General features: G+C 68.7%; 18 protein-coding genes. 12 read left to right on the top strand and 6 right to left on the bottom strand.

Going from position 1 to position 22,404, the window contains the following annotated elements:
* Positions 1-248: 248 nt before the first annotated feature.
* Entirely contained in the window at positions 249-1,433 is a 1,185-nt protein-coding gene (locus H5393_RS00180; protein WP_182765054.1) for an ROK family transcriptional regulator, read from the top strand.
* Positions 1,426-2,184, top strand: coding sequence for an ATP-binding cassette domain-containing protein (locus tag H5393_RS00175; RefSeq protein WP_182765053.1), 759 nt, complete (start codon positions 1,426-1,428; stop codon positions 2,182-2,184). Before H5393_RS00180 ends, H5393_RS00175 begins: the two co-directional genes overlap by 8 nt.
* A 28-nt stretch (positions 2,185-2,212) precedes the next feature.
* Here H5393_RS00175 and H5393_RS00170 read toward each other — a convergent pair whose 3' ends face one another.
* Positions 2,213-3,229 (bottom strand): LacI family DNA-binding transcriptional regulator, encoded by a 1,017-nt coding sequence (locus H5393_RS00170; protein WP_220488122.1) that lies wholly within the window; start codon positions 3,227-3,229, stop codon positions 2,213-2,215.
* A gap of 110 nt (positions 3,230-3,339) precedes the next feature.
* Between H5393_RS00170 and H5393_RS00165 the strand changes: the two genes are divergently transcribed.
* Positions 3,340-6,219 (top strand): glycoside hydrolase family 32 protein, encoded by a 2,880-nt coding sequence (locus tag H5393_RS00165; RefSeq protein ID WP_182765051.1) that lies wholly within the window; start codon positions 3,340-3,342, stop codon positions 6,217-6,219.
* Positions 6,220-6,279: 60 nt separating this feature from the next.
* Here the strand turns inward: H5393_RS00165 and H5393_RS00160 are convergent, their stop codons facing one another.
* Positions 6,280-7,053 (bottom strand): DUF881 domain-containing protein, encoded by a 774-nt coding sequence (locus H5393_RS00160; RefSeq protein ID WP_255436228.1) that lies wholly within the window; start codon positions 7,051-7,053, stop codon positions 6,280-6,282.
* Positions 7,054-7,181: 128 nt separating this feature from the next.
* On the opposite strand from H5393_RS00160, the gene H5393_RS00155 reads away from it, so the two are divergent.
* The gene (locus tag H5393_RS00155) at positions 7,182-7,466 is read left to right on the top strand and encodes a cell division protein CrgA (RefSeq protein WP_076061306.1); all 285 of its coding nucleotides are present in this window, start codon (positions 7,182-7,184) and stop codon (positions 7,464-7,466) included.
* Positions 7,463-8,110 (top strand): HAD-IA family hydrolase, encoded by a 648-nt coding sequence (locus H5393_RS00150; protein ID WP_220488121.1) that lies wholly within the window; start codon positions 7,463-7,465, stop codon positions 8,108-8,110. The genes H5393_RS00155 and H5393_RS00150 overlap by 4 nt, the downstream gene beginning before the upstream one ends.
* Positions 8,111-8,115: 5 nt before the next feature.
* Here the strand turns inward: H5393_RS00150 and H5393_RS00145 are convergent, their stop codons facing one another.
* A complete protein-coding gene (locus H5393_RS00145; protein ID WP_182764197.1) occupies positions 8,116-8,628 on the bottom strand; it encodes a YbjQ family protein in 513 nt (170 codons plus the stop codon).
* Positions 8,629-8,686: 58 nt separating this feature from the next.
* Between H5393_RS00145 and lysS the strand changes: the two genes are divergently transcribed.
* From lysS to H5393_RS00115, 6 genes are all read left to right on the top strand, one after another.
* Entirely contained in the window at positions 8,687-10,210 is a 1,524-nt protein-coding gene (gene lysS / locus H5393_RS00140; protein ID WP_182765050.1) for a lysine--tRNA ligase, read from the top strand.
* Positions 10,211-10,317: 107 nt separating this feature from the next.
* Positions 10,318-11,304, top strand: a complete 987-nt coding sequence (locus H5393_RS00135) for a DMT family transporter (RefSeq protein ID WP_182765049.1) — start codon at positions 10,318-10,320, stop codon at positions 11,302-11,304.
* Positions 11,301-12,593 carry an extracellular solute-binding protein gene (locus tag H5393_RS00130; RefSeq protein WP_182765048.1) on the top strand — a complete coding sequence of 431 codons (1,293 nt, stop codon included), beginning with the start codon at positions 11,301-11,303 and terminating at the stop codon, positions 12,591-12,593. The genes H5393_RS00135 and H5393_RS00130 overlap by 4 nt, the downstream gene beginning before the upstream one ends.
* A complete protein-coding gene (locus tag H5393_RS00125; RefSeq protein ID WP_220488120.1) occupies positions 12,590-13,513 on the top strand; it encodes a carbohydrate ABC transporter permease in 924 nt (307 codons plus the stop codon). The genes H5393_RS00130 and H5393_RS00125 overlap by 4 nt, the downstream gene beginning before the upstream one ends.
* Before the next feature lie 3 nt (positions 13,514-13,516).
* Positions 13,517-14,410 carry a carbohydrate ABC transporter permease gene (locus H5393_RS00120; RefSeq protein ID WP_182765047.1) on the top strand — a complete coding sequence of 298 codons (894 nt, stop codon included), beginning with the start codon at positions 13,517-13,519 and terminating at the stop codon, positions 14,408-14,410.
* 135 nt (positions 14,411-14,545) lie between these two features.
* A complete protein-coding gene (locus H5393_RS00115) occupies positions 14,546-16,117 on the top strand; it encodes a glycogen debranching protein (RefSeq protein WP_182765046.1) in 1,572 nt (523 codons plus the stop codon).
* 109 nt (positions 16,118-16,226) lie between these two features.
* On the opposite strand, the gene H5393_RS00110 is transcribed toward H5393_RS00115, so the two are convergent.
* The 3 genes from H5393_RS00110 to H5393_RS00100 are packed head-to-tail and all read right to left on the bottom strand — an operon-like array spanning position 16,227 to position 21,191.
* The gene (locus H5393_RS00110) at positions 16,227-17,738 is read right to left on the bottom strand and encodes an amino acid permease (RefSeq protein ID WP_182765045.1); all 1,512 of its coding nucleotides are present in this window, start codon (positions 17,736-17,738) and stop codon (positions 16,227-16,229) included.
* A 23-nt stretch (positions 17,739-17,761) separates the two neighbouring features.
* Positions 17,762-18,214 (bottom strand): beta-galactosidase subunit beta, encoded by a 453-nt coding sequence (locus tag H5393_RS00105; RefSeq protein ID WP_182765044.1) that lies wholly within the window; start codon positions 18,212-18,214, stop codon positions 17,762-17,764.
* 1 nt (position 18,215) lies between these two features.
* Positions 18,216-21,191 carry a glycoside hydrolase family 2 TIM barrel-domain containing protein gene (locus tag H5393_RS00100; RefSeq protein WP_182765043.1) on the bottom strand — a complete coding sequence of 992 codons (2,976 nt, stop codon included), beginning with the start codon at positions 21,189-21,191 and terminating at the stop codon, positions 18,216-18,218.
* Between the two features lie 191 nt (positions 21,192-21,382).
* Between H5393_RS00100 and H5393_RS00095 the strand changes: the two genes are divergently transcribed.
* Positions 21,383-22,393, top strand: a complete 1,011-nt coding sequence (locus H5393_RS00095) for a LacI family DNA-binding transcriptional regulator (RefSeq protein ID WP_182765042.1) — start codon at positions 21,383-21,385, stop codon at positions 22,391-22,393.
* Positions 22,394-22,404: the final 11 nt, after the last annotated feature.

Genomic DNA, 22,404 nt, shown 5'->3' with positions numbered 1-22,404 from the left:
GTCAACGATGTCATAAATGTACGAGCCTCCAACCTTGTCGTCAAGTCTTGAACTCAACCGTTACCGTTTCGTGATACTCATCGGCCGGCGGCGGCATCGCGGGCGGCCTCGAGGGATGCGCACACACCTGTCCTGACTAGGGCTTCCTTCCGCGTCGACCCGCGAGACCGGCCGTGTCTCGCCGCCAACGTCACCAACCTCGCCAGATCTTGAGTTCAAGCCTTAATGCTCGCTGGTAGGGTTGCCGCATGAGGGAAAGCAGCGGAGCGCCCGGCTCACAAGCCTCGCTACGCGAGGCGAACAGCGCCCGCATCCTCGAGGCGGTGAAGCTCTACGGCCAGCTCACCCAGGTCGAACTCGCCGCCGCCACGGGCCTCTCCCCTGCCACCGTCTCCAACATCGTGAAGCAGCTGCTCGCGGCCGGCGCCGTCGAGACGTCAGCGACGACGCGCTCCGGACGCCGCGCCCAGCTCGTCACGCTGGCGCGCGTCACCTCCCTCGCTCTGGGCATCCACATCCGGCCCCGCGCGCTCGAGATGTCGCTGGTCGACGCCAGCTACGCCCAGGTGGCCCGGCAGCATCTGCCGCTGCCGCCAGAGCATCGCTTCGACACCACCCTGGACCGCGCCGCGATGTTGGCCGCGGAACTCGCCGATCAACGCGGGCTCGCGCTGGGAGACCTGGTGGGGATCGGTGTCGCGATGCCGTCCGCCAACCGCGGCGGCGCCGTCGTCGGGCTGCCGACGTGGGACGACGTCGACGTCGCCGACATCATCGAGCGGCGACTGCACCGCCCCGTCCTGGTCGAACGTGAGACCGACGCCGCCGCCCTCGCCGAGGCCCGCATCGGGGCCTTGCGCGGCGCGGCGTGCGGCGTGTACGTGCGCGTGGGTGAGGTGACGGATTCCGCGATCGTGCTCGGTGGCGCCGTGCTGCGCCCCGGTTCGGCTCCCGCGGCGGGGCTCGGCCACGTTCGGGTCGCTCCGGACGGGGCCATTTGCCGTTGCGGTGCCCGAGGCTGCCTGAACACCGTCGTGTCGATCGAGGCCCTGCGCGAGCTGGTCCGGATCAGCCACGGCTCCCTGTCGCTGCGCGACATCGTGGCGGCGGCGAACTCGGGCGACAGGGGCTGCCGGCAGGTCGTCGCCGACGCGGGGGCTGCGATCGGTGCCGCGCTCGCAGACCTCGCCACCGCCGTCGGGCCGGACCGCATCGCAGTGGGCGGGCCCTTGGCCCAGGCGGGCGACGCGCTCCTGGGGCCCATGCTCGACGCACTGGGCGCCAGACCGCTCCTCACCGACGCGGGCTCACTCCTGGTGCCGGGCCAGCTCGGGCAGGAAGCGGAAACCCTCGGCGTCGTCGCCCGCGTCTTCGACATGATGTCCTTGACGTCTGTGCTGGAAACATCCTCGGGAGGGGAGCAACGTGACTGAACCGCTGTTGGAGCTCAGATCCGTGCACAAGTCCTTCGGCGGCGTGCAGGCGTTGGTCGACGTGGACCTCACGGTCCGCGCGGGCGAGGTGGTCGGCCTCGTGGGCGACAACGCGGCCGGCAAGTCCACACTCGCCCGCATCGTCGCGGGCGTCTACCAGCCCGACGCGGGGCAGGTCCGGCTCGCAGGCCAACCGGTGGCCATCACATCGGCCAAGGCAGCCATCGCGCTCGGCATCGCGACGGTGTTCCAGGAGTTCGCGCTGGTGGAGAGCCTGGACGTGCCGTCGAACATCTTCCTCGGCCGCGAGCTGACCCGCAGCGACGGGTTGCTGGACGAGTCACGCATGGAACTCCTCGCGCGCCAGTACCTGGACCAGCTCAACAGCCGCATCCCAGACCTGAGCGTCCCCCTCCACCAACTGTCGGCCGGCCAACGGCAGTGCGTGGCGATTGCGCGCACACTGGTGACAGACCCGCGGCTGGTGATCCTGGACGAGCCCACGGCGTCGCTGTCGGTGGGCCAGACGGCAGAGGTGCTGAGCCACGTGGAGCGACTCCGCGAGCTGAACCTCGGCGTCATCCTCATCAGCCACAACCTGGCAGACGTGCGCTCGGTGGCGGACCGCATCGAGGTGCTGCGCCACGGCCGCAACAACGGCTCGTTCGCAGTGGACGAGGCCACCTACGAGAACGTGCTCTCGGCCATCACCGGCGCCACGCGCCACACCAAGCCCGCGACGGGCTTCTGAGCCGACGGCTCCACCCGGGAGCGCCCGCTCAGGAACGCCCGGCTGTGATCTCGCCCGAGCCTCGCACGATCAGGCGTGTCGGCACGACCACCTGCTCAGGGCGCAGGTTCTCTCCCCGGATGCGGGCGATCAGCCGGGTGGCCGCCAACTCTCCCAGGGCGTCCGGGTCCTGAGCGATGACCGTGATGCCGGGCCGCACCAGATCCGCCATCGGGATGTCGTCGAAGCCCACCAGCGCGACGGAGCGCTCGAGCCCCAGCCGCTGCAGCGCCCTGACGGTGGCGATCGTGATGTCATTGCGGCCGGACAGGATGGCCGTCGGGGCCGCTCCGGAGCCCATGAGCCGCTCGATGGCGGCGATCACGGCCGCCTCGTCCGCCAGGTCGGTGGTCACCGTGCAGTCAGGGAGGTCGCTGGTGGCGTCGCGGAAGCAGGCGGTGCGTTCCCTCGAGGTGCTGATCACCTGCAGGTTGGACAGGAAGGCGATCCTGGTGTGCCCGTATCTGCGCACGTGCCGGACGGCCGCGCGGACGCCACCGGCGTTGTCGGAGGTCACGGAGTCACAGTCGACGTCGGGAGCAGGGCGGTCCGCGAACACGACGGGCCAGCCGCGCTCGAGTTCACGGGCCAGGAGCGAATGGTCCTCGCGCACGGTGAGCACGATCAGCCCGTCGAGCCGACGCGCCACGAAACCGCGGAGGCGCGCGAGTTCGACGTCCGGGTCGTCCTCGGTACTGGCCGCCAGCGTCATCATCGCGTTGTCGTTGGCGAGTCGCTCCACCGCGCGGTGCAGCCTCGAGTCGAAGGCGTTGCCGACACTCGACAGCAGCAGCCCGATCGCTCCCACGCCCCCGTCGCGGCGACGCAGGTCCGAGGCCTGCTGGTGCATGACGTAGCCCATCTCGTCAGCCGCGCGCAGCACACGCTCCGCTGTGGCGGACGCAACGTTCGGCTCGCCGTTCATGACGCGGGAGACGGTCTTGATGGCCACCCCTGATGCGTGGGCGACGTCACGCATCGTGGGGCGGGAGGAGTTGGGGAACATGCGAGTCATTTTGCCGTCAAATCTCATGAACGGCGAACTAATGATCAAGGTGACCCCCACCTTTGTTACCCTCTGCCATGACAACGTTGTCACCAGAAGGGAAACAACCAATGAAACGACTGACCAGGGCAGGAATCGCCCTCACGGTGGCTCTCGGCGCCGCCGTCGGGCTCCCTGCTGCAGCCGACGACACGGCCGGGCACGAGCCCTATCGCCCGGCCTATCACTACACGCCGGAACGCAACTGGATGAACGACCCGAACGGGCTCGTCCACCACGACGGCGTCTGGCACCTCTACTACCAGCACAACCCCTCCGCGGACACGTGGGGCAACATGTCGTGGGGCCACGCGACCAGCCCGGACCTCCTGCACTGGAGCGAGCAGCCGCTGGCCATCGCCCAGACGTTCAACAGCCAGGGGCAGCCGGTCGAGGACATCTTCTCCGGCTCCATCGTGGTCGACACGGAGAACACCAGCGGCCTCGGCACCGCCGACAACCCGCCGCTGGTGGCGCACTACACCAGCGCCTACACCGGCGCGCACCCCACGCTGGCGGGTATCCAGGCACAGTCTGTGGCCTACTCGCTCGACGGCGGTTACACCTGGGAGAAGTACGCGGGCAACCCCGTGCTGGACCGGGGCTCGCAGAACTTCCGCGACCCGAAGGTGAGCCGCTACACATCGCCGGAGACCGGCGAGTCGTACTGGGTCATGGTCACCGTCGAGGCGCTCGATCACCAGGTGGTGCTCTACCGCTCCGACGACCTGCTCGAGTGGACCTACCTCTCCACCTTCGGCCCCGCCAACGCCACGGGCGGCATCTGGGAGGTGCCCGACCTATTCCCGCTGACGGTCGACGGCAGCGACGAGACCAAGTGGGTCATGGTGGTCAACCTCAACCCCGGATCCCCTGCGGGCGGTTCGGGAGCCCAGTACTTCGTCGGCGACTTCGACGGCGTGACCTACACCGCCGAGAACGTCGTCCAGGGTGACGAGGTCGTGCCCGGCACCGTCATCGAGGACTTCGAATTCGGGACGTGGGCGGATTCCGGATGGACCGTCGCCAACGACCCCGGCAACGAGTTCAACGGCCCCTTCGGCGACGGCCCCCAGCCCGGCGCCTGGCGGGACCAGCAGGCCATCAACGGGCACCGAGGCGAGCGGCTGGTCAACAGCTTCGTCGGCTGGGACTGGCCGGTCGGCACGATGACCTCAGCGCCGTTCAGGGTCGAGGAACCCTGGCTCAACCTGCTGGTGGGCGGCGGCAACCACCCGCGCGTCGACGGCGGCCAGCTCGGCAATGAGCCCCCCGCGGGCACGGTGCTCTGGAACGGCTTCGAAGGTCTTCGCGACGGCGGCAGCCTGGCCGACCTGGGCTGGGTGGGCACCGGCGACCTCGCGGCCACCGACAGCCCGGCCTATGCCGGCGGTGACTACTACCTCGGCGACGCCCGCATCAACACGTGGGAGGGCGGGCCCAAGGGCGACGACAACATCGGCACCCTGACCTCGCCGTCGTTCCCGATCGACGGCGACCACCTCTCCTTCCTGGTCGGCGGCGGTCGCGAGCGGCCGGGCCTGGCCGTGCAGCTCATCGTCGACGGCGAGGTGGTGCGCACCGCGGGAGGCCAGGACGCCGGCGCGCTGCAGTGGAGCAGCTGGGACATCGCGGAGTTCCGCGGCCGCGACGCCGCGTTGCGCATCGTCGACGAGGTCGGCGGCGGCTGGGGCCACCTGACGTTCGATCACGTGGTCATCGGCGATGAGCCGGCCGTGCCCCGTTCCTCCGAGACCACCGTCAACCTCGTGGTCGACGGCGAGGTCGTGCGCAGCGCGACCGGGCGCGACTCGGAGCAGCTCGACTGGGTGGCGTGGGACGTCGCCGAGTTCGCCGGGCAGGAGGCCGAGATCCTGATCGTGGACAACAACCGGTTCGGCTGGGGCCACATCCTGGTCGACGACATTGTCGCCTCCGATGCCCCGCAGCCCCGCCGCGTCGAGACCTATGACTGGCTCGACTGGGGCCCGGACCACTACGCGGCCATCTCCTTCGCCAACGTCCAGGACGGCCGCCGCATCATGATCGGGTGGATGAACGACTGGCGCTACGCCAACGCCATCCCGACCGCCCCGTGGCGCAGCGCCAACACGCTGCCGCGCGAGGTCACGCTCGAGCTCGTCGACGGTTCCTACGCGCTGCGTCAGGTACCGGTGCGCGAGGCGTCCTCGCTCGAGGTGCCGGCTGAGCGGTTGCGGCGCACGAACGTCGCGGTGGACGATTCGGTCGTCGCGCTGCCGTGGGCATCGGATGCGTTCAAGCTCGACGTGACCGTCGAGCCGCGGGATGCCTCTTTCGCAGGTGTCGCCGTGCGCACCGACGCCGCCTTCGGGACCGACGGCGGTGAAGGCACGTTGGTGGGCATCGACGCGAAGACCAGCCGGCTGGTGGTGGACCGGACCCGCTCCGGCGCCACGGGCTTCCACCCGCAGTTCGCCGCCATCGACTCGGCACCCTTGGTCAACCCGGACGGCACCGTGACGTTCACGGTCTACGTCGACCGCGCATCGGTCGAGGCGTTCACCGAGGGTGGCCTCCGGACGATCACCAGCCAGGTCTTCCCTGATCCGGGATCACTCGGCCTGTCGCTGGTGAGCGAGGGCGGGACGGCACGATTCGTCTCCGTGGTCGCCACTCCCCTCACCCCCAGCGTCCACACCGGCGCACAGCCGATGGATGCCTCGGTTGTGTCGGCGAACTGCGAATCCGGTGTCGTCGTCGAGGTGTCGAACCCGACGGACGAGCGGCAGGCAGTGCGGCTCTCGTCGGTCTCCGGGGTCCGGAACGTGACGTTGGCAGCCGGTCAGACGACCAGGGTCACGCTGGAGGGGCAGCCGTCTCGGGCCGCCGGCTCCCTGTCTGTGGCGGCGACGGCGAAGCCGAGCCAGACCGCCAGTTGGACATCGGTGAGCATGCCGGCCTGCAGCTGACCCCCTGCGAGTCGGCGCGGGCCGTGGCGGTGGCCGCGGCCCGCGCCGTTCGCTGTGCCATCAGTTCGGGCGGGCGAACCGCACGCCCGTGGACCCGCTGAACGACGGCAGTTCCAGCGTGCCCACGCCCTCCACGGAGTAGCCCAGCCGGTAGGCCTGCACGTACTGCCGGTAGACCGTCACCGCGGGAGACTCGTCGAGCGCGGCCTGCATCTGGGTGCGGTCGCCGATGGCCTCGATCACGTACGGCGGGGCATAGGGGATGCCATGCAGCACGACGGTGTTACCCACACACTTGATGCCCGTGGTCGCGATCACCCGCTGCCCTTGGATGGCCATCGCCTCGGCGCCACCTGCCCAGAGCGCGTTGACCACGGCCTGGATGTCCTGCTGGTGCACGACGAGCGCATCGTCGCCCACGCCGGGGGGCCGCACGTCGGACGGGGCGTCCGTGAGCGTGACCCGGATGCCGGGTCCCGTGACGGCGACCATGCTGGCCTCGCGTTCCGCGAAGACCAGCTCCGAGGTGAAGTCACCCGAACCCTGCCGGCTGGTGAGCTCGTTCACCTCGGCCTGGAGGGCGTCGACCTGCGTGCGCAGCTCCTCGGTGCGCCGGCTCTGGCTGATGATCAGGTCGCGCATGTCGGCGGTGCGGTCGCTGCGCAGGTCCGTGCCGCGCGCGGCGATGGCTGCCACGGTCATCATCAGGCCGGCGATGACACACACCAGGATGGTGGTGGTGCGGCCCCGCGGCGACCGGGAACGCAGCTGGTTGCGCGCCATGACGGTGCGCACGGCGGAGACCCGCTCCCTCAGCACCGGCCACAGTTCCATGGGCCCAGAGTACGTGGCGCGGGGGCATCGACGAGGGCCCGAGCCCCCCGTCGTCCATCATGGGCGCGCAGATGTGGGCATTGTCGCCGGCGTCAATTAGGCTAGGCGAGATCTTAGAAGGAGACATCGTGGCGGAATCCAAGGTTCGCAAGCAGGCTGCTGACAAGCAGAAGCGCAAGCGCCTGTCTGAACTCGCTGAGCAGCGCGCCGAAACCGCGCGTCTCGCCCCCGGCGGGCGCAACTGGGTGCCGGGTGTGTTCATCCCCATCGGGCTCCTGGGCGTCGCGTGGATGGTTGTCTACAACCTCGCGGGCCAGGACATCGGCTTCATGCGCTCCATCGGTGACTGGAACGTCGCCATCGGGCTCATCCTGATCGTGGTCGGCTTCTCCGGCATGACGCTCTGGAAGTGACCCGCACCCTCGGCGTCTTCGACGCCGTCATCTTCGATTTCGACGGCACCCTCGCAGATTCCACCGCGGCCATCGTGCGCGCCGCCGCCACGTGGGCCACGGAGTTCGGCGTGGAACCCCGTCACCACAGCCACTTCACCGGCCTCCCCAGCGACGTCATGGTGCGCGCCCTCCTTCCCGCCGACAGGTTCGACGAGGCGCACGCCCGCATCGAGGAACTGGAGATCGAGGACGTCGCTGATGTGATCGCCCTGCCCGGCGCCCTCGAGGCGCTGCAGTCAGTGCCCGCCGAGCGGGCCGCCATCGCCACGTCCTGTTCGGCGCCCTTGCTTGATTCCCGCATGGTCGCCACCGCGCTGCCCCGTCCGTCGGTGGTGGTGACGCGTGACGAGGTGGTGTTGGGCAAGCCGGCGCCGGAGTCGTTCGAACTGGCCGCCCGTCGCCTGGGGTTCCCGGCTGAGCGTTGCCTCGTGGTGGAGGACGCCCCCGCGGGTGTCGTGGGTGGCCGTGGGGCCGGTTGCTCCGTGCTGGGCGTGCTGACGCACCACACCGAGGACGAACTCGGCGCTGACTGGCACGTGACAGACCTGTCGCAGGTGGTCTTCGAGGCCCGTGCCGACGGTGTCGCCGTCGTGTGGGCCTGACCCCTTTACTCCTGACGCAGCCGCACCGCGGTGCCGTAGGCAGCCAACTCGCTCACGGTGTCGCTGATCTTGCCGCCGTCGAAATGCACTCCCACCACCGCGTCCGCCCCGGCCTCCTGCGCCTGTTGCACCAGGGCGCCGATGGCATCCTGCCGCGCGGAGGTGTTGATGAAGGCCATCTCAGGGTTGTGCGCCAGGTCCCGCGGGCGGGTGGCGATGCCGATGACAATCCCGAGGCTCGCCGCGATCTCCCGCCCCGGTAGCGAATCCGTGGTGGACAGCGGCAGGTCATAGGTGACGAAACGCGGCCGCCGCGGGTCTGTGTCCCGCTGCGCCACCGGCGAAATCGGCTCCGGCGGCACCGGCACCGCGCTTCCGGAGGCGGGCACGACAGGCTGCGGGCTCACCGGGCGGGGACGGGGGCCGGGCACGACGCGGGGTAGGGCGCGGGTGGGCTCGCCTGATGGGAGCGGAGCAGGCATCTGCGGCTGTCCGTGGCCTTGCGGGGGCTGGCTCATTCCGCCAGCCTAGCTGCGGCCCCCGGCGAAAGTGGCGTCCCGCACCCGCGACGGTAGGATGACGCGCGTGACTGAGACCCCTGACGTGCAGCCCACCGACTCCGAGCAGACCGTCGTCCGCAAGGAGAAGCGCGCCCGCCTGCTGGAACAGGGGATCGAGGCCTACCCCGCAGATCTGACCCGAAGCCACACCCTGCGTGACATCCGCGCCCAGTGGGGCCACATGGAGGCCGGCGAGGAGACCCAGGACGTCGTGACCACCGGCGGCCGCGTCGTGTTCATCCGCAACACCGGCAAGCTGGCGTTCGCCACGCTGCAGGACGGCTTCACGCCGGAGGAGAACGGCGAGCGGCTCCAGATCATGCTGTCGCTGGCAGAGGTGGGCGAAGAGGCGCTCGCGGAGTGGAAGCACACCGCGGACCTCGGCGACTTCGTCTGGGTCACCGGCCGCGTCATCGTCTCGAAGCGCGGCGAGTTGTCAATCATGGTCAGCGAGTGGCGGATGGCCGCGAAGTCGCTGCGCCCGCTGCCCGTCATGCACAAGGACCTGTCCGAGGAGTCGCGGGTCCGCCGTCGCTACGTGGACCTCATCGTCCGCGACGAGGCGCGCGAAATGGTGCGCAAGCGCTCCGCCATCACGCGGGCCATCCGGGAGACCCTCTACGGGCAGGGTTACATGGAGGTCGAGACCCCCATCCTGCAGCTCATCCACGGCGGCGCCGCGGCGCGCCCCTTCGAGACCCACATCAACGCGTTCGACATCCGCATGACCATGCGCATCGCGCTGGAACTCCACCTGAAGCGCACCATGGTGGGCGGCGCGGACAGGGTGTTCGAGATCGGCCGGGTGTTCCGCAACGAGGGCATCGACTCCACGCACTCGGCGGAGTTCACCATGCTCGAGGCGTACCAGGCGTGGGGGGACCAGCGCACCATCGCCCGCCTCATCCAGGACATCGTCGTGGCCTCCGCAGACGCCGTCGGCTCGCGGCAGTTCGAGACGCCGAAGGGCGTCATCGACCTCGACGGCGAGTGGAGCTGGCTGTCGGTCTTCCCCGCGCTCTCGGAGCGGCTGGGCGAGGAGATCACGGTGGACACCCCGGCGGAGGTGCTGCACAGGTTCGCCGACGCCAACGAGGTCGAGTACGACAAGGCGTGGGCCGCGGACAAGATGGTGATGGAGCTGTTCGGCGAACTCGTCGAGCCCGGCCTCTTGCAGCCCACCTTCGTCTACGACTACCCCTCGATCGCCCAGCCGCTGGCCCGCCGGCACCGCAGCGACGCCGGGAAGGTCGAGGCCTGGGACCTCATCATCGGCGGCGTCGAACGCGGCACTGGCTACACCGAGCTGGTGGACCCGGTCATCCAGCGCGATGTGCTGATGTCGCAGTCGAAGCTGGCCGCCGCGGGTGACCATGAGGCCATGGAGTACGACCAGGACTTCATCGAGGCGCTCGAGTACGGTGTCCCGCCGATGGGCGGCCTCGGCCTGGGCGTGGACCGCCTGATCATGATGCTGACCGGCGTCGGCATCCGCGAGACCATCCTGTACCCGCTGCTGCGCCCGTCCTCCGAGCACTGAGTCCCCCTACCCCGGCCGCGCCCGGGACGATCCGAGAATGAAACCGGTTGCATCGACCCCCATCGTCGCTTTAACATGTAACCGGTTTCATTAGAGGAGGAACAACCGTGAGAGCACGAGGACGCAGGGCGCCGCTGGCCACCTTCGCCATCCTCGTCGTCACCGCGATCTGGGGCTCGACCTTCTTCATCATCAAGGATGCCGTCGACAGGATCGACCCCATCGACTTCCTCGCGGCGCGGTTCTCGATCGGCGCCGTCATCCCGGCGGTCGTCTTCTGGCCGCGACTCCGTAGGCTCACCCCCCAGCAGTGGCAGGTCGGCCTCGCGCTGGGCGGCCTGTACGGCCTCGCGCAGATCGTACAGACGGTGGGGCTCCAGCACACCGACGCATCGATCTCCGGCTTCATCACCGGAACCTACGTCGTCCTGACCCCCATCATCCTGTGGATCGCCTTCAGGGCACGCCTCACCCGGATCACCTGGGTGGCGGTCGGCATTGCAGTGCTCGGCCTCGCGGTGCTCAGCCTGTCCGGGGTCGGCTCGGGCGGGGTCGGCGAGTCCCTCACCCTCGTCGGGGCCACCCTGTACGCGCTCCACATCGTGATGCTCGACCGCTGGTCGCGCACGATGGACACACTCTCCCTCACCGTGGTGCAGCTCATCGGCATCGCCGTGACCTGCACGTTCCTCGGGCTGCCCGGTGCGTACCGGATCCCGGCCGACGCGACGGTGTGGGGAGCGATCCTCTACACCGCCCTCTTCGCTGGCGTCGTCACCATGCTCCTCCAGACGTGGGCCCAACGCCACATCACGCCCACCAGGGTGGCGCTGATGATGACGTTCGAACCGGTCTTCGCCTCCGCCTTCGCCGTCGCCCTCGGCGGCGAGACCCTCACGGCCCGCCTCATCGTCGGCGGGTCCCTCATCCTGCTCGCCACCCTCGTGGGGCTCCGTGCAGGACAAGCCGACACCACCGATCCAGCGCTCCTCGAGCACATCACCCACAGTCCCCCGGAGCCGGCCGAACCGGTTCCGGACACCACCGCCATTGACACAGGGTCATCGCAGACCCGAGACAGGAGCACCCCATGACCACCTTCACGCGCCGCCAGTTCGGCGGCTTCGCCGGGATCCTCGCCGCCACCGCCGTCGCAGGACCCGCACTCACCGCCTGCTCCGGCACCGGGGGCCAGAAGGGCGCCGGCAAAGTCGTCTGGTCCACCTGGGGCTCCCCCGAGGACCTGAAGAGCTTCGACCGCTTCCAGGAACAGTTCAAGGCCGACCATCCGGAAATGGAGTTGGTGTTCCAGCCCACGCCGTCGTACTCCGAGTACCACTCCAAGCTGTTGACGCAGCTGAGCTCGGGCACCGCGCCGGACGTGTTCTACATCGGCGACGACCGCGTCGCCTCCGTCATCCGCAACGACGTCCTGATGCCCGTCGACGGCGCCTCCGTCAAGGAGGGCGACTTCAGCAAGAACGTCCTCGACATCGCCCGCTGGGACGGCAAGCTCTACGCCCTGCCCAACGACGTGAACCCGGACACCCTCTGGTACGACAAGGAGGCGCTCAAGGCCGCGGGCATCACGGATGACCCCGCCACGCTGGCGGAGAACGACGAGTGGACCAACGAGGCCTTCTTCGACATGACCGCCAAGCTCGCCGCGGCAGGCCTCACCGGCGCCGTGTACTGGAACTACTGGGCCACCCACGACGGCTTCATGACCACCAACGGTGGCCAGGTCTACGACGGCGACGGCAACTACGTCGCCCACGAGGACCCCAAGTCGGTCGAAGCGATGGACAATTACGCCCGGCGCTTCCAGAGCGGCGAGATGAAGCTCGCCGACCTCCTGCCCGAAGGAGCCGGCTCCGAGACCCTGCTGGTCACCCACAAGCTGGGCTTCCTGGCCGCGGGCCGCTACACCATCGGCGCCATCCGCGGCGCGGGCGTCGAGGAGGCCCTCTACGACATCGTCCGCTGGCCCACCCACGACGGTAAGGCCGCTCCCACCGGCGTGGCCGCGTCGTACCTCGCCATCAACGCCAAGGCGGCCGACCCGGAGGCAGCCCTCACCTTCTTCTCCGCCTTCCTCGACGCCGAGGGCCAGAGCCTGCGCCTCGAGGGCCAGGGCAACGCCGTCCCGTCGATCAACGGGGCCGACGACATCGTCCTCAGCGGCGATTACCCGGCGCACGCCCAGACCATGCTCGACATGCGCGACATGGGCTACTCCAACTTCGCCACCGAGGCCGCCGTCCCGGACCTGAGCAACCAGATCTCGGTGGAATACATGCAGCCGCTGTACGAGGGCAAGAAGGACGCGCAGACCGCGCTCAACGAGGTGGCCGCCCTGGTCGAGGAGAAGACCACGTCATGACCTCCACAGCTGTGACCGGGGCGGGGCCCGCCCCGTCCCGGCGCGGCTGGCGGGAGAAGGACAAGTACTGGGGGATGTTCTTCGTGGCGCCGCAGGCGCTGGGCATGCTCCTGTTCACCCTCATCCCGTTCGCCGCGGCCTTCCTCCTCGCCTTCACCGACTGGAACGGCTTCGGGATGCCCGATTTCATCGGGTTCGAGAACTTCCGGGACCAGCTGACCAGCCCGCTGCTGGGCCGCGCCATCATCAACACCCTGGTCATCGCGGGGGTCACAGTGCCGATCGGCCTCTTCCTGGCCATCGTGGGGGCCACCGTGCTCAACAAGATCAGGGGGCGCGCGTTCTACCTCGTGCTGTTCTTCGCGCCCGTGGTCACCAGTGCGGTGGCCATCGCGCTCATCTGGCAGCAGCTCCTTCGCGCCGACGGTGTGATCAGCGGTTTCCTGACCAGCACGTTCGGCATCGCGCCCATCGACTGGCTGGGCCACCCCTGGCTCGCCCTGCTGGCCGTGTGCCTCGTGACGGTCTGGTCCTCCCTGGGCCTCAACATCGTCATCTTCATGGCCGGCCTGCAGTCCATCTCACCGTCGGTCCTCGAAGCCGCCGCCATCGACGGCGCCGGCCCCGTGGCCCGCTTCTTCAAGATCACGTTGCCGCTGCTGAGCCCGATCGTCTTCTACCAATCGGTCGTGGCCTTCATCTCGTCGCTGCAGACGTTCGACCTCGTCTTCGTCCTGGTCAACAACGCAGGCCCGGACAACGGCACCCGCACGATCGTCTACCACATCTACGACCTGGGCTTCGCCAAGTCGCAGTTCGGCCTGTCCAGCGCCGCCTCCATCGTCCTTCTGGCCCTCACCCTGGTGATCACCGCGATCCAGTTCGGCGCCCAGAAGAAGTTCGTCCACTACGAGGGCTGAGCCATGACCGCCTCCACCGTTCCCACCGCCACCGCCCCCACCGCCGATCCGACGCCGGCAACCCCTCGTCGACGGGTCTGGCTCGGCTGGCTCAAGCACCCGTTGGTGTTCGCGATCGCCCTCCTGATGGTGGCGCCGTTCATCTGGATGCTGCTGACCTCGTTCAAGGGCCTGCCGCAGTTGCTGCAGGACCCGTTGTCGCTGATCCCGGACCCGTGGGTCTGGACCAACTTCGCCGACGCCTGGAACGCGTTGCCGTTCGGCCGCGCGTACGCGAACTCGATCTACATCACCGTCCTTGTGGTGTTCGGCACGCTCCTCACCGCGTCGATGGCCGCCTACGGCTTCGCGCGGATCCCGTTCAAGGGCTCCACGACTCTGTTCTGGGTGTTCCTGGCGATGCAGATGGTGCCCAAACAGGTCACGTTGGTGCCCTTCTATTTCCTGATGGCGCAGTTCGGCTGGGTGGATTCGCACCTCGCGCTGATCATCCCGGCCATCATGGTCAACCCGTTCGGGGTGTTCCTCGCGCGCCAGTTCATCCAGTCGGTCCCTGTCGAGCTCGAGGAGGCCGCGATGATCGACGGCGCCTCGCGCTGGCGCATCTACTGGACGGTCATCCTGCCGGCCATCCGCCCGGGCCTGGGCGCGCTGGCGATCATCGTCGCGCTGGACGCCTGGAACAACTTCCTCCTGCCGCTGGTGCTGCTGAACTCCACCGAGCTGTTCACCGTGCCCCTGCTGCTGTCGCAGTTCCAGGGCCAGTACGGCGGCATGAACTACGGACTGGTGATGGCGGCCACCGCGTTCTCCACCGTGCCGATGCTGATCGCGTTCGTGATCGGGCAGCGCCAGATCATTGAGTCGCTCGCCACCTCCGGCCTCGGCGGCCGCTGACGTCGCAGACATTCGGCGAACGTCGCAGACATTCGGCGAACGTTGCAGACCTGCCGTGGCCTCGCAGACAGTCCACTGTCTGCGAGGCCACGGGCGGTCTGCGAAGATCGCACCGTAACCAGCAAGGAGAAGCACATGCAGGATCTGGGGCTCGACCTCACCCACTGGTTCGACCTGGACCACGTGCCGTACACGGTGCGCGGGTCGAGGCTCTTCGTGCGCCGCTCCGACGACGGGCTCACCGTGTACCGGGCGGCCTATGAGCGGGGGCTCGCCGACAGCATCGCCGTGAGCGGCCTCCGCGTCCTCGACGGCGAAGGTAGCCCCGCAGACGTCGAACTCGTGGACCCCTGGCGCATCACCTTCCGGGGCGGGGCCCACCTCTACGTCACCGCCGCCGACGAGGTGGTGGTGGAACTCCCGCCCGGCTTCCGGGTGGAAGGTGCGGTCAACCGCGCCGAGACCACGCTGCGGATCGCGCGAACACCTGAGGACGGGCCGTCCCAAGTGGCAGGTGAGCTCGCCCGCTGGATGGCGAAGTGCCCCACCGTCGACGAGCGGTGGCGCGACATCGCCCGCTTCTGCTGGTGGGTGCTGGGCGCCAACACCCTCACGCTGGACGCGCCTGAAGGGCTCAGCCGCGCCGTCGTGCCGTCGAAGATCGGATACGTCGGCCTGTGGCAGTGGGACGCCTACTTCATGGCGATCGGACTGCGCCACGGCGACATCGGGCTGGCCACCGAGCAGCTCCGCATCGCGTTGGCCTACCCCTGCGACGACGGCCAGCTGCCCGACGTCGTGCACGAGGACGGCATCCTCGCCTCCTCCGACGACCTGCCACCCGGCGACCTCGAGAACCTCCGCCGCATGGGCTCCCCCAGCCTGGCGCACGCCCGCGTCCCGCTCACGAAACCGCCGCTCACCGCGCTGGCGGTGGCGTTGCTGGCCGAGCAGGCCGGGCCCGAGGTGATCGACGAGTTCCTCCCCACCATGCTGGCCGCGCAGGACTGGTGGTACTCCACGTCCGCCCCCGCCGGGCACCCGGCGTACCTGCATCCCTATTCGTCGGGCCTGGACGACTCACCGATCTTCGACGACGACGCCATCCTGGTGTCCCCGGATCTCACGAGCTACCTGATCCTCGCGGACCGCCTGTTGGCGGGCTGGTTGGAGGAGCGGGGCGACGCCACGGCAGCCGAGAGGTGCCGCTCCCGTGCCGACCGCTCCGTCGCGGCGCTGGTCGGCACGTGGGACGAGCGGCGGGCGTTCTTCCCGAGCATCGGCGAGCACGGCGACCCCGTCGCCTCAGAGTCCATCGTCTCCCTCATGCCCGTGCTGGTCGACGGGCTGCCGGAGCGCCTGCTCGACGGCCTGCTGGCGGCGATCAACGACCCGCACCGGTTCGCCACCGCCCATCCGCTGCCCACCGTCGCCGTCCGCGATGAGGATTTCTCCCCCACCCGCATGTGGCGCGGCCCCGTCTGGGTGAACACGAACTGGTTGGTCGCCACCGGGCTGCGCGCCCGCGGCCGCGACGCCGAGGCGGAGCGCATCGAGCGCGCCACGCTCGAACTCGTGGCGGAGCACGGGCCCAACGAGTACTTCCGCCCGGACACGGGGGCCAAGCCGCCGCGGGCCACCACCGTCTTCGGCTGGTCCGCGGCGCTGACGGTCGACCTCGCGGTGCGGCTCAGCCGCCACATCTAGATCTGGGGTGGTCAACGACCCCAGATCCAGATTCGGGGCCACCGCCTCACGCACGAAACACGAAAAGGGTCCGGGAGGCGATACCTCCCGGACCCTTTTTCGTGTCAGGTCAGCTGACGACCGTGGCGTCGCTCTGGTCTGCCGGTGACACGTACTCGCCGCGCAGCATCTGCTGGGCCGTGGGCTCCAGCTCCGCTTCGGCGGCGGCCGGGTCGGTGGCCTTGAGGCGCTTGATGTAGCGCTCGTACCAGATGATGGCCAGGCCGAGGAACACCACGACGCCGCCGACGTTGTAGGTCAGCGTCAGCCACAGGGGCTGGCCGGTGGGGGTGGTGCCGGCGATGAACACGAAGGCGAACACGACCAGCAGGAAGGTGGCCACGCCCAGGCCAAAGCCCTTCTGGCCCATGCGGAAGTCGCGGGTGACATGGTCGTACTTCCGGCGCAGCACCCAGTAGGCCAGCAGGATCAGCAGCGGTGGCAGCAGCGCGGTGGCCGCAGTCATGTTGATGACGATGCCGAGCAGGTCGTTGATGTTGCCGGAGCCGAGCGCCGGGATGACGAGGATCGGCACCACGATGGCGAACTGCAGCCAGGCGGCGCGGAACGGGATGCCCTCTTCGTTCAGTTCGACGAGCTTGCCGCCGAAGATGCCGGCCGGGATCTCCGAGAAGAAGATCTTCACCGGGGTGGAGGTCCACATCAGGAGCGAGCCCAGGGTGGCGGCCAGCAGGATCAGGCCCAGGCCACGGTTGACGAGGCCGGCCGACAGGCCGAAGTGCTCGCCCACGGCCCCCATGACGACGAACAGGCCGTTGGAGTAGTCCAGCGTGCCGACGGGCACGAAGACGTTCATCAGCAGCGAGGCGGCGGCGTACAGCAGACCGATCGCGATCCCGGCGATGATGATGGTGCGGACGAAGGCCTTGACGCCGCCGCGGAGGTCGTTGAGGAACACGGCCGACGATTCAGCGCCGCCGACTCCCTGGATGATCCAGGCCAGCGTGCCGAAGAAGCCCCACGCCATGGCGAAGGTCGACAGATCAGGCGCCATGTTCGACACCGAGATGGCCGTGGCCGGCTCCACGCCACCGAAGATCGAGGCGACCGAGAGCAGGATGAACGCGACGGTCAGCACCAGCACCAGCGTGGCGCCGATCGAGGTGACCGACCCGATCCACTTGGCGCCCTTGGTGGACACGAAGGTGGCGATCGCGAAGATGATGATGGACAGCACGGTGATCCACACCTGCGACAGCTGCTTCTCCTCGCCGTAGAACAGGTAGGAGGAGAACACGAGGATGAGCGGCAGGAGCGACGCGAAGTAGAACAGGTTCACGAACCAGTAGGTGAACGCTGTGAGGTAGGCCCAGCGGCCGCCCATCGACGTCTTGACCCACTGGTACACGCCGGATTCGGAGTTCTTGTTCAGCGCCACGAATTCGGCGATGACCAGGGTGAACGGAATGAAGTAGAGCAGCGTGGCGAAGAAGAACGCCGGTGCCGACGCCAGCCCGATCGCCACGTTGTTGTTGATGACGTTGCGGATGTTGAACACCGCCGCCACCGTCATGGTGAGCAGGGCGAACATGCCGATCCGCCCGCGGTTGGTAATGGTCATGGTGTGACTCTCTCCCTGAGGGTCTATTTATTGTGGAAGGTGGCACCCTCGACCGAAACGTGCAGCAGCACCGCTTCGGAGTCGGGCGTGGGAAGGACGCGGAACGCCTCGTCGATGTCGACGACGAGCACCCCGTTCTTCGGGACGGTGACGACCTCGGCTTCCCCGCGGAACGGCTGGCGGTCGGTCAGATCTGAGTAGGCGCCGTCCTCGACGAGGTCCGCTTTGGCGGCGACGGCGACGTCAACATCGCCGTCCAGCGCCGCGACCACACCGTGGTAGCGGCGCCGCCCGACGAGCTCATCGGTGGTGAACCCGGCGGTACGGTCCTTGCGGTAGGTGAGCGAGTCGACGATGGAATAGGCCACCCCGCTCTGCAGCGACGGCGCGTTCTCCAGGGCCTGGAGGGTGCGGCGCCACTTCTTGTGGCCGCCCATCACCTCGTGCATCGTGGCCCGGTCTGTGAAGAGTCGCATGTCAGTTCTCCTCGGTGGGTCGCAGGGTGAACTCGAAGCCGAAGGCCTCGAAGCGGGTGCGGTAGGCGTCGAGCACCTCGGAACCCCAGGAGTTGGAGCCGAGGCCCATCACCTGGTCGTTGAGGTTGAGCGTGACGTTGTCGCGGCGCACCAGGTCGGTGCGGTGCTGCGCCTCGTCGATGTCCAGGCAGGTGTGGTTCCACGCGGAGAAGTGGAACGGCGACTGGTCGGCGGGACGGCTCACGTGGAGGCCCTTGCCTGCTCCGTCGGTGATGGTCATCCAGCGCACGTCGCCCCGGTTGCCGTAGTCCTGGGGGTAGACGTACGGCGTCTCCATGGCGTCGACGCTGCTCTCCCAGAAGCCGATGGTGTTGGCGGCCTTCGAATCCGGGTAGTTCTCCCCCGGGCCGCGTCCGAACCACGCCACCTGTTGCAGTTCGCCCGGCACCTCGAGGCTCACGCCGATGCGCGGGATGATGTCGCGGTAGTCGCCGTAGGGCTCGCCGCTGACCGCGACGGTGGCGACACCGTCGGCCCCGACGCGCCAGGTGACGCGGCACTGCATGCCGAAGTCCAGCACCGGCGGGGCGACCCGCACCTCGTGCTCGACGACGACGGCCTCGCCGTCAAGGCGCCAGGTCACGTTGCGGGCCGAGTTCTGCATGATCTCGATGTGCTGGGGGGTCCAGTGCTCGTCGGCCTCCTGCTGGTGGTTGTCGATGAGCGGCTTCCAGAACCCGACGCGGAGCGGCGCGGCCACCAGGCTGCGGCCGCCCGCGCGCCAGGAGAGGAGGTCGCCGTTGACGGTGTCGAACACGAGTTCGCCGCTGCCGGTGGTGACCGTGAGGGTGAACTCGTCCTCCGCCGTTTCCAGGTGTGGCGCCACGGTGGGCGCTGCGGCCAGGGCGTCGACGACGGCAAGCTGGTAGACGCCGAGCTCGCGGCCGGCGTCGGCCCAGGTGTGGGCCTGCGTCGAGAACACGCGGGCCGTCGCGGCCGCGGGGATGCCGTCGCCGAGGTTCAGCGCGAGTTCGGTGGTCCAGGTCTCGCCCGGGCCGACCTGTTGCGGCGTGAGGGTCACGGGCGCGGCGGGCACGCCGTCGACGGTGGTCTCGACGCGGATCTCGATGTCGCTGAGGTCGGTGAACCACCTGCGGTTCCGCACGCTGAGCACGCCGTCGTTCCAGGTCACGAAGACGGGGCAGATGACCTGCTTGTACTCGGTGAGGCCGGGGCTGGGCTGCTGCCAGGGGAAGACGAGGCCGTCGATACAGAAGTTCTTGTTGTTGGGGTAGTCGCCGTAGTCGCCGCCGTAGGCGTAGAAGGCGTTCTCGCCCGCCGCTTCGCCGCTACGGCTGCGATCGAGCAGGCCGTGGTCGGCCCATTCCCAGATGAAGTGGCCCTGGATGGAATCCCACGTGTTGAACACTTCCTGGTACTCGGACAAGCCGCCCGGGCCGTTGCCCATCGAGTGGCCATACTCGCAGTTGATGCGCGGCTTCGGGTGCGGGTGCTCGCCGAAGTCGTTCATCTGCTGCACGCGGGAGTACATCGTCGACACGATGTCGACGACCTCACCGTTGCGGTCCTCCTCGTAGTGCACGGGGCGGGTCGGGTCGAGCTCCTTGGCGCGGTGGTACATCGCGCGGATGTTGCAGCCGAACTCGGACTCGTTGCCGAGGCTCCAGATGAGCACCGACGCGTGGTTGCGCTGCGCGAGCACGTGGCGCTCGATGCGGTCCACGTAGGGCGCCTCCCACGCGGGATCGTCGGTGACCCTGGCCAGGTCATCGACGTTGGCGAAGCCGTGCGACTCCAGGTCGGTCTCCGCGATCAGCATCAGGCCGATCTCGTCGCACATCTCGTAGAAGCGCGGGTCGTTGGGGTAGTGCGCGGTGCGCACGGCGTTGATGTTGTGGCGCTTCATGAGCTCCAGGTCGCGGCGCGCGCGGCCCATCGAGATGGCGCGGCCCTTCTCCGGGTCGTGGTCGTGCCTGTTGACGCCGTGCATCATGAAGTAGGCGCCGTTGAGGTGCATGAGGCCGTCGTCGATGGTGATCTCGCGGAGGCCGAGGCGGTGTGGGACGTGCTCGCTGACGCCGGCGTCGCCCATGACGGTGAGAGTCATGTCGTAGAGGAACGGCGTCTCGGGGTTCCAGAAGGTCGCGTCGTCGACGGTGAGCGTGACGGTGTCGCCGGGGGTGAGCGTGGCGCTGGCGACGGTGGTGTCGCCGTCGGCGATGGTCCATTCGATGCTGCGGGCGCCGTCGGCTTCTGCGGTGAGGGTGACCTCTGCGGAGTCGCCTGCCTTGCGGGTGCGGACGAAGAAGTCCGTCAGCCGCGCCTGCGGGCGGGTGATGAGGTAGAGGTCGCGGAAGATGCCCGAGGCCCACCACATGTCCTGATCCTCGATGTAGGTGGCGTCGCAGTACTGCAGCACCTTGATCGCGAAGAGGTTGTCGCCGTCGACGATGTGGGCGGTGATGTCGAACTCCGCGGTGAGGCGGGAGCCCTTCGTCATGCCCACGAAGTCGCCGTTGAGGTAGATCTCCGCGTAGGACTCGACGCCATCCATCTTGAGGATGACCTGTTCACCGTCGGCGGGCCGGCTCAGCGGCACGACGCGCTGGTAGGCGCCGGTGGGGGTGTCGGCCGGCACGCGGGGCTGCTCGATGGGGAACGGGTAGCCCTCATCGGTGTACTGGAGGTGGCCGTAGCCGTCGAGCTGCCACAGGTGGGGCACGGTGACGGTGTCCCACCCGGGCTGGTGGGCGGACGTGAAGGCAGCGGGGATCCGCAGCGGGTTGTCGAACAACCGGAACTGCCAGTCGCCGGACATGCTGACGAAGCCGCGCGAACGGGTGCGGTCTCGGGTGGCGGCGTCCTCTTCGGTGGCGTAGCCGAAGAAGTAGGCGCGGGCCGGGAGCCTGTTGCGCCCCGTGAGGGAGGGGTTCTCCCAGTCACGTGCGTCGGTCATTGGACTCGATCTCCTTTGCTCGAGAGCCGGCACTCTCCTGCGATGTAACCGGTTTCATTGAGACAATACACATAACCTGGACGCGAGCGCCACCCGGGGGTCCCTAAATAAAACCGGTTTCTTTTCGTGGCGCGCCGTCGGCCAGACTGGTGCGAGAATAGGCTGCACCGAAGGACAGGAGGGGGCCGGAGTTGGACTCGATCAAACGCGCCACCATCGGCGACGTCGCCCGGGTGGCCGGAGTGTCGCGGGCCACGGCCTCACGCGCCCTCAACGACTCCGCCCAGGTCACGGCCGCCACCAAGGAGCGGGTGCGCGAAGCGGTGCGCGAGACCGGATTCGTGATGAACAAGATGGGCCGGGCCCTAGCCGTCGGCCGCTCGGAAACCATCGCGATCCTTGTCACTGAGCCCCTCGACGAGTTCTTCAGCGACCCGACGTTCCTCACCGTGCTGCGCGGGATCACCGAAGGCCTGGCCGAGACTTCCACCATGCCGGTGCTACTGCAGGCCTGGTCCGACGCGGAGCACAAGCGCGCCCTGCGCCACTTCGAACGCCGCGCGGTGGACGCCGTGATCTCCATCTCGCCGTATGTCGGCGGCGACATGCTCGAGGCGCTGCGGGAGGGCACGCTCCCCGTCGTGCTCTGCGGCCAGGTGGAGGGCCACCCCTACCTGGGGGTCTTCGCGAGCGTCTACGCGGATGACGTGGCCGGCGCGCAGCTCGCCGGGGACCGGATGATGGCCCGTGGCCGCCGTCGAGTCGCCGTCATCAACGGCCCGCAGGACAACCCCGCGGCAGTGGACCGCCTGCTGGGATACCGGGCCGCGATGAGCGGGGTCTTCGACCCGGAACTCGCGGTATGGACAGGCTGGGACGAGGCCTCCGGCTTCGACAGCATGCGCACGCTCCTGGAGCGCGACCCTTCCATCGACGGCGTGCTCGCCGCCTCAGACCGCATCGCCGCCGGCGCGCTCCGGGCGCTCTCCCTGGCCGGCCGGTCCGTCCCCGGCGACGTGTCGGTCATCGGCTTCGACGACCACAGCCTGGCCGCTTCCACCGCTCCACCGCTGACCACCATCAGGCAGCCCATGAACCTGCAGGGCAGGCTGGCCACCCAGTTGGCCATGGAGATGATCGACGGCAAGAAGGCCCGCAGCGTCGTCCTCGACATGGAACTCGTGGAACGAGCTTCGGTCTGACGCTAGCCTGG

The sequence above is a fragment of the Tessaracoccus sp. MC1756 genome, from assembly GCF_014164735.1.
Lineage (GTDB): Bacteria > Actinomycetota > Actinomycetes > Propionibacteriales > Propionibacteriaceae > Arachnia.
The sequence above is the reverse complement of the archived record's forward strand: the minus strand, read 5'-3'. Positions and strand labels throughout refer to the sequence as shown.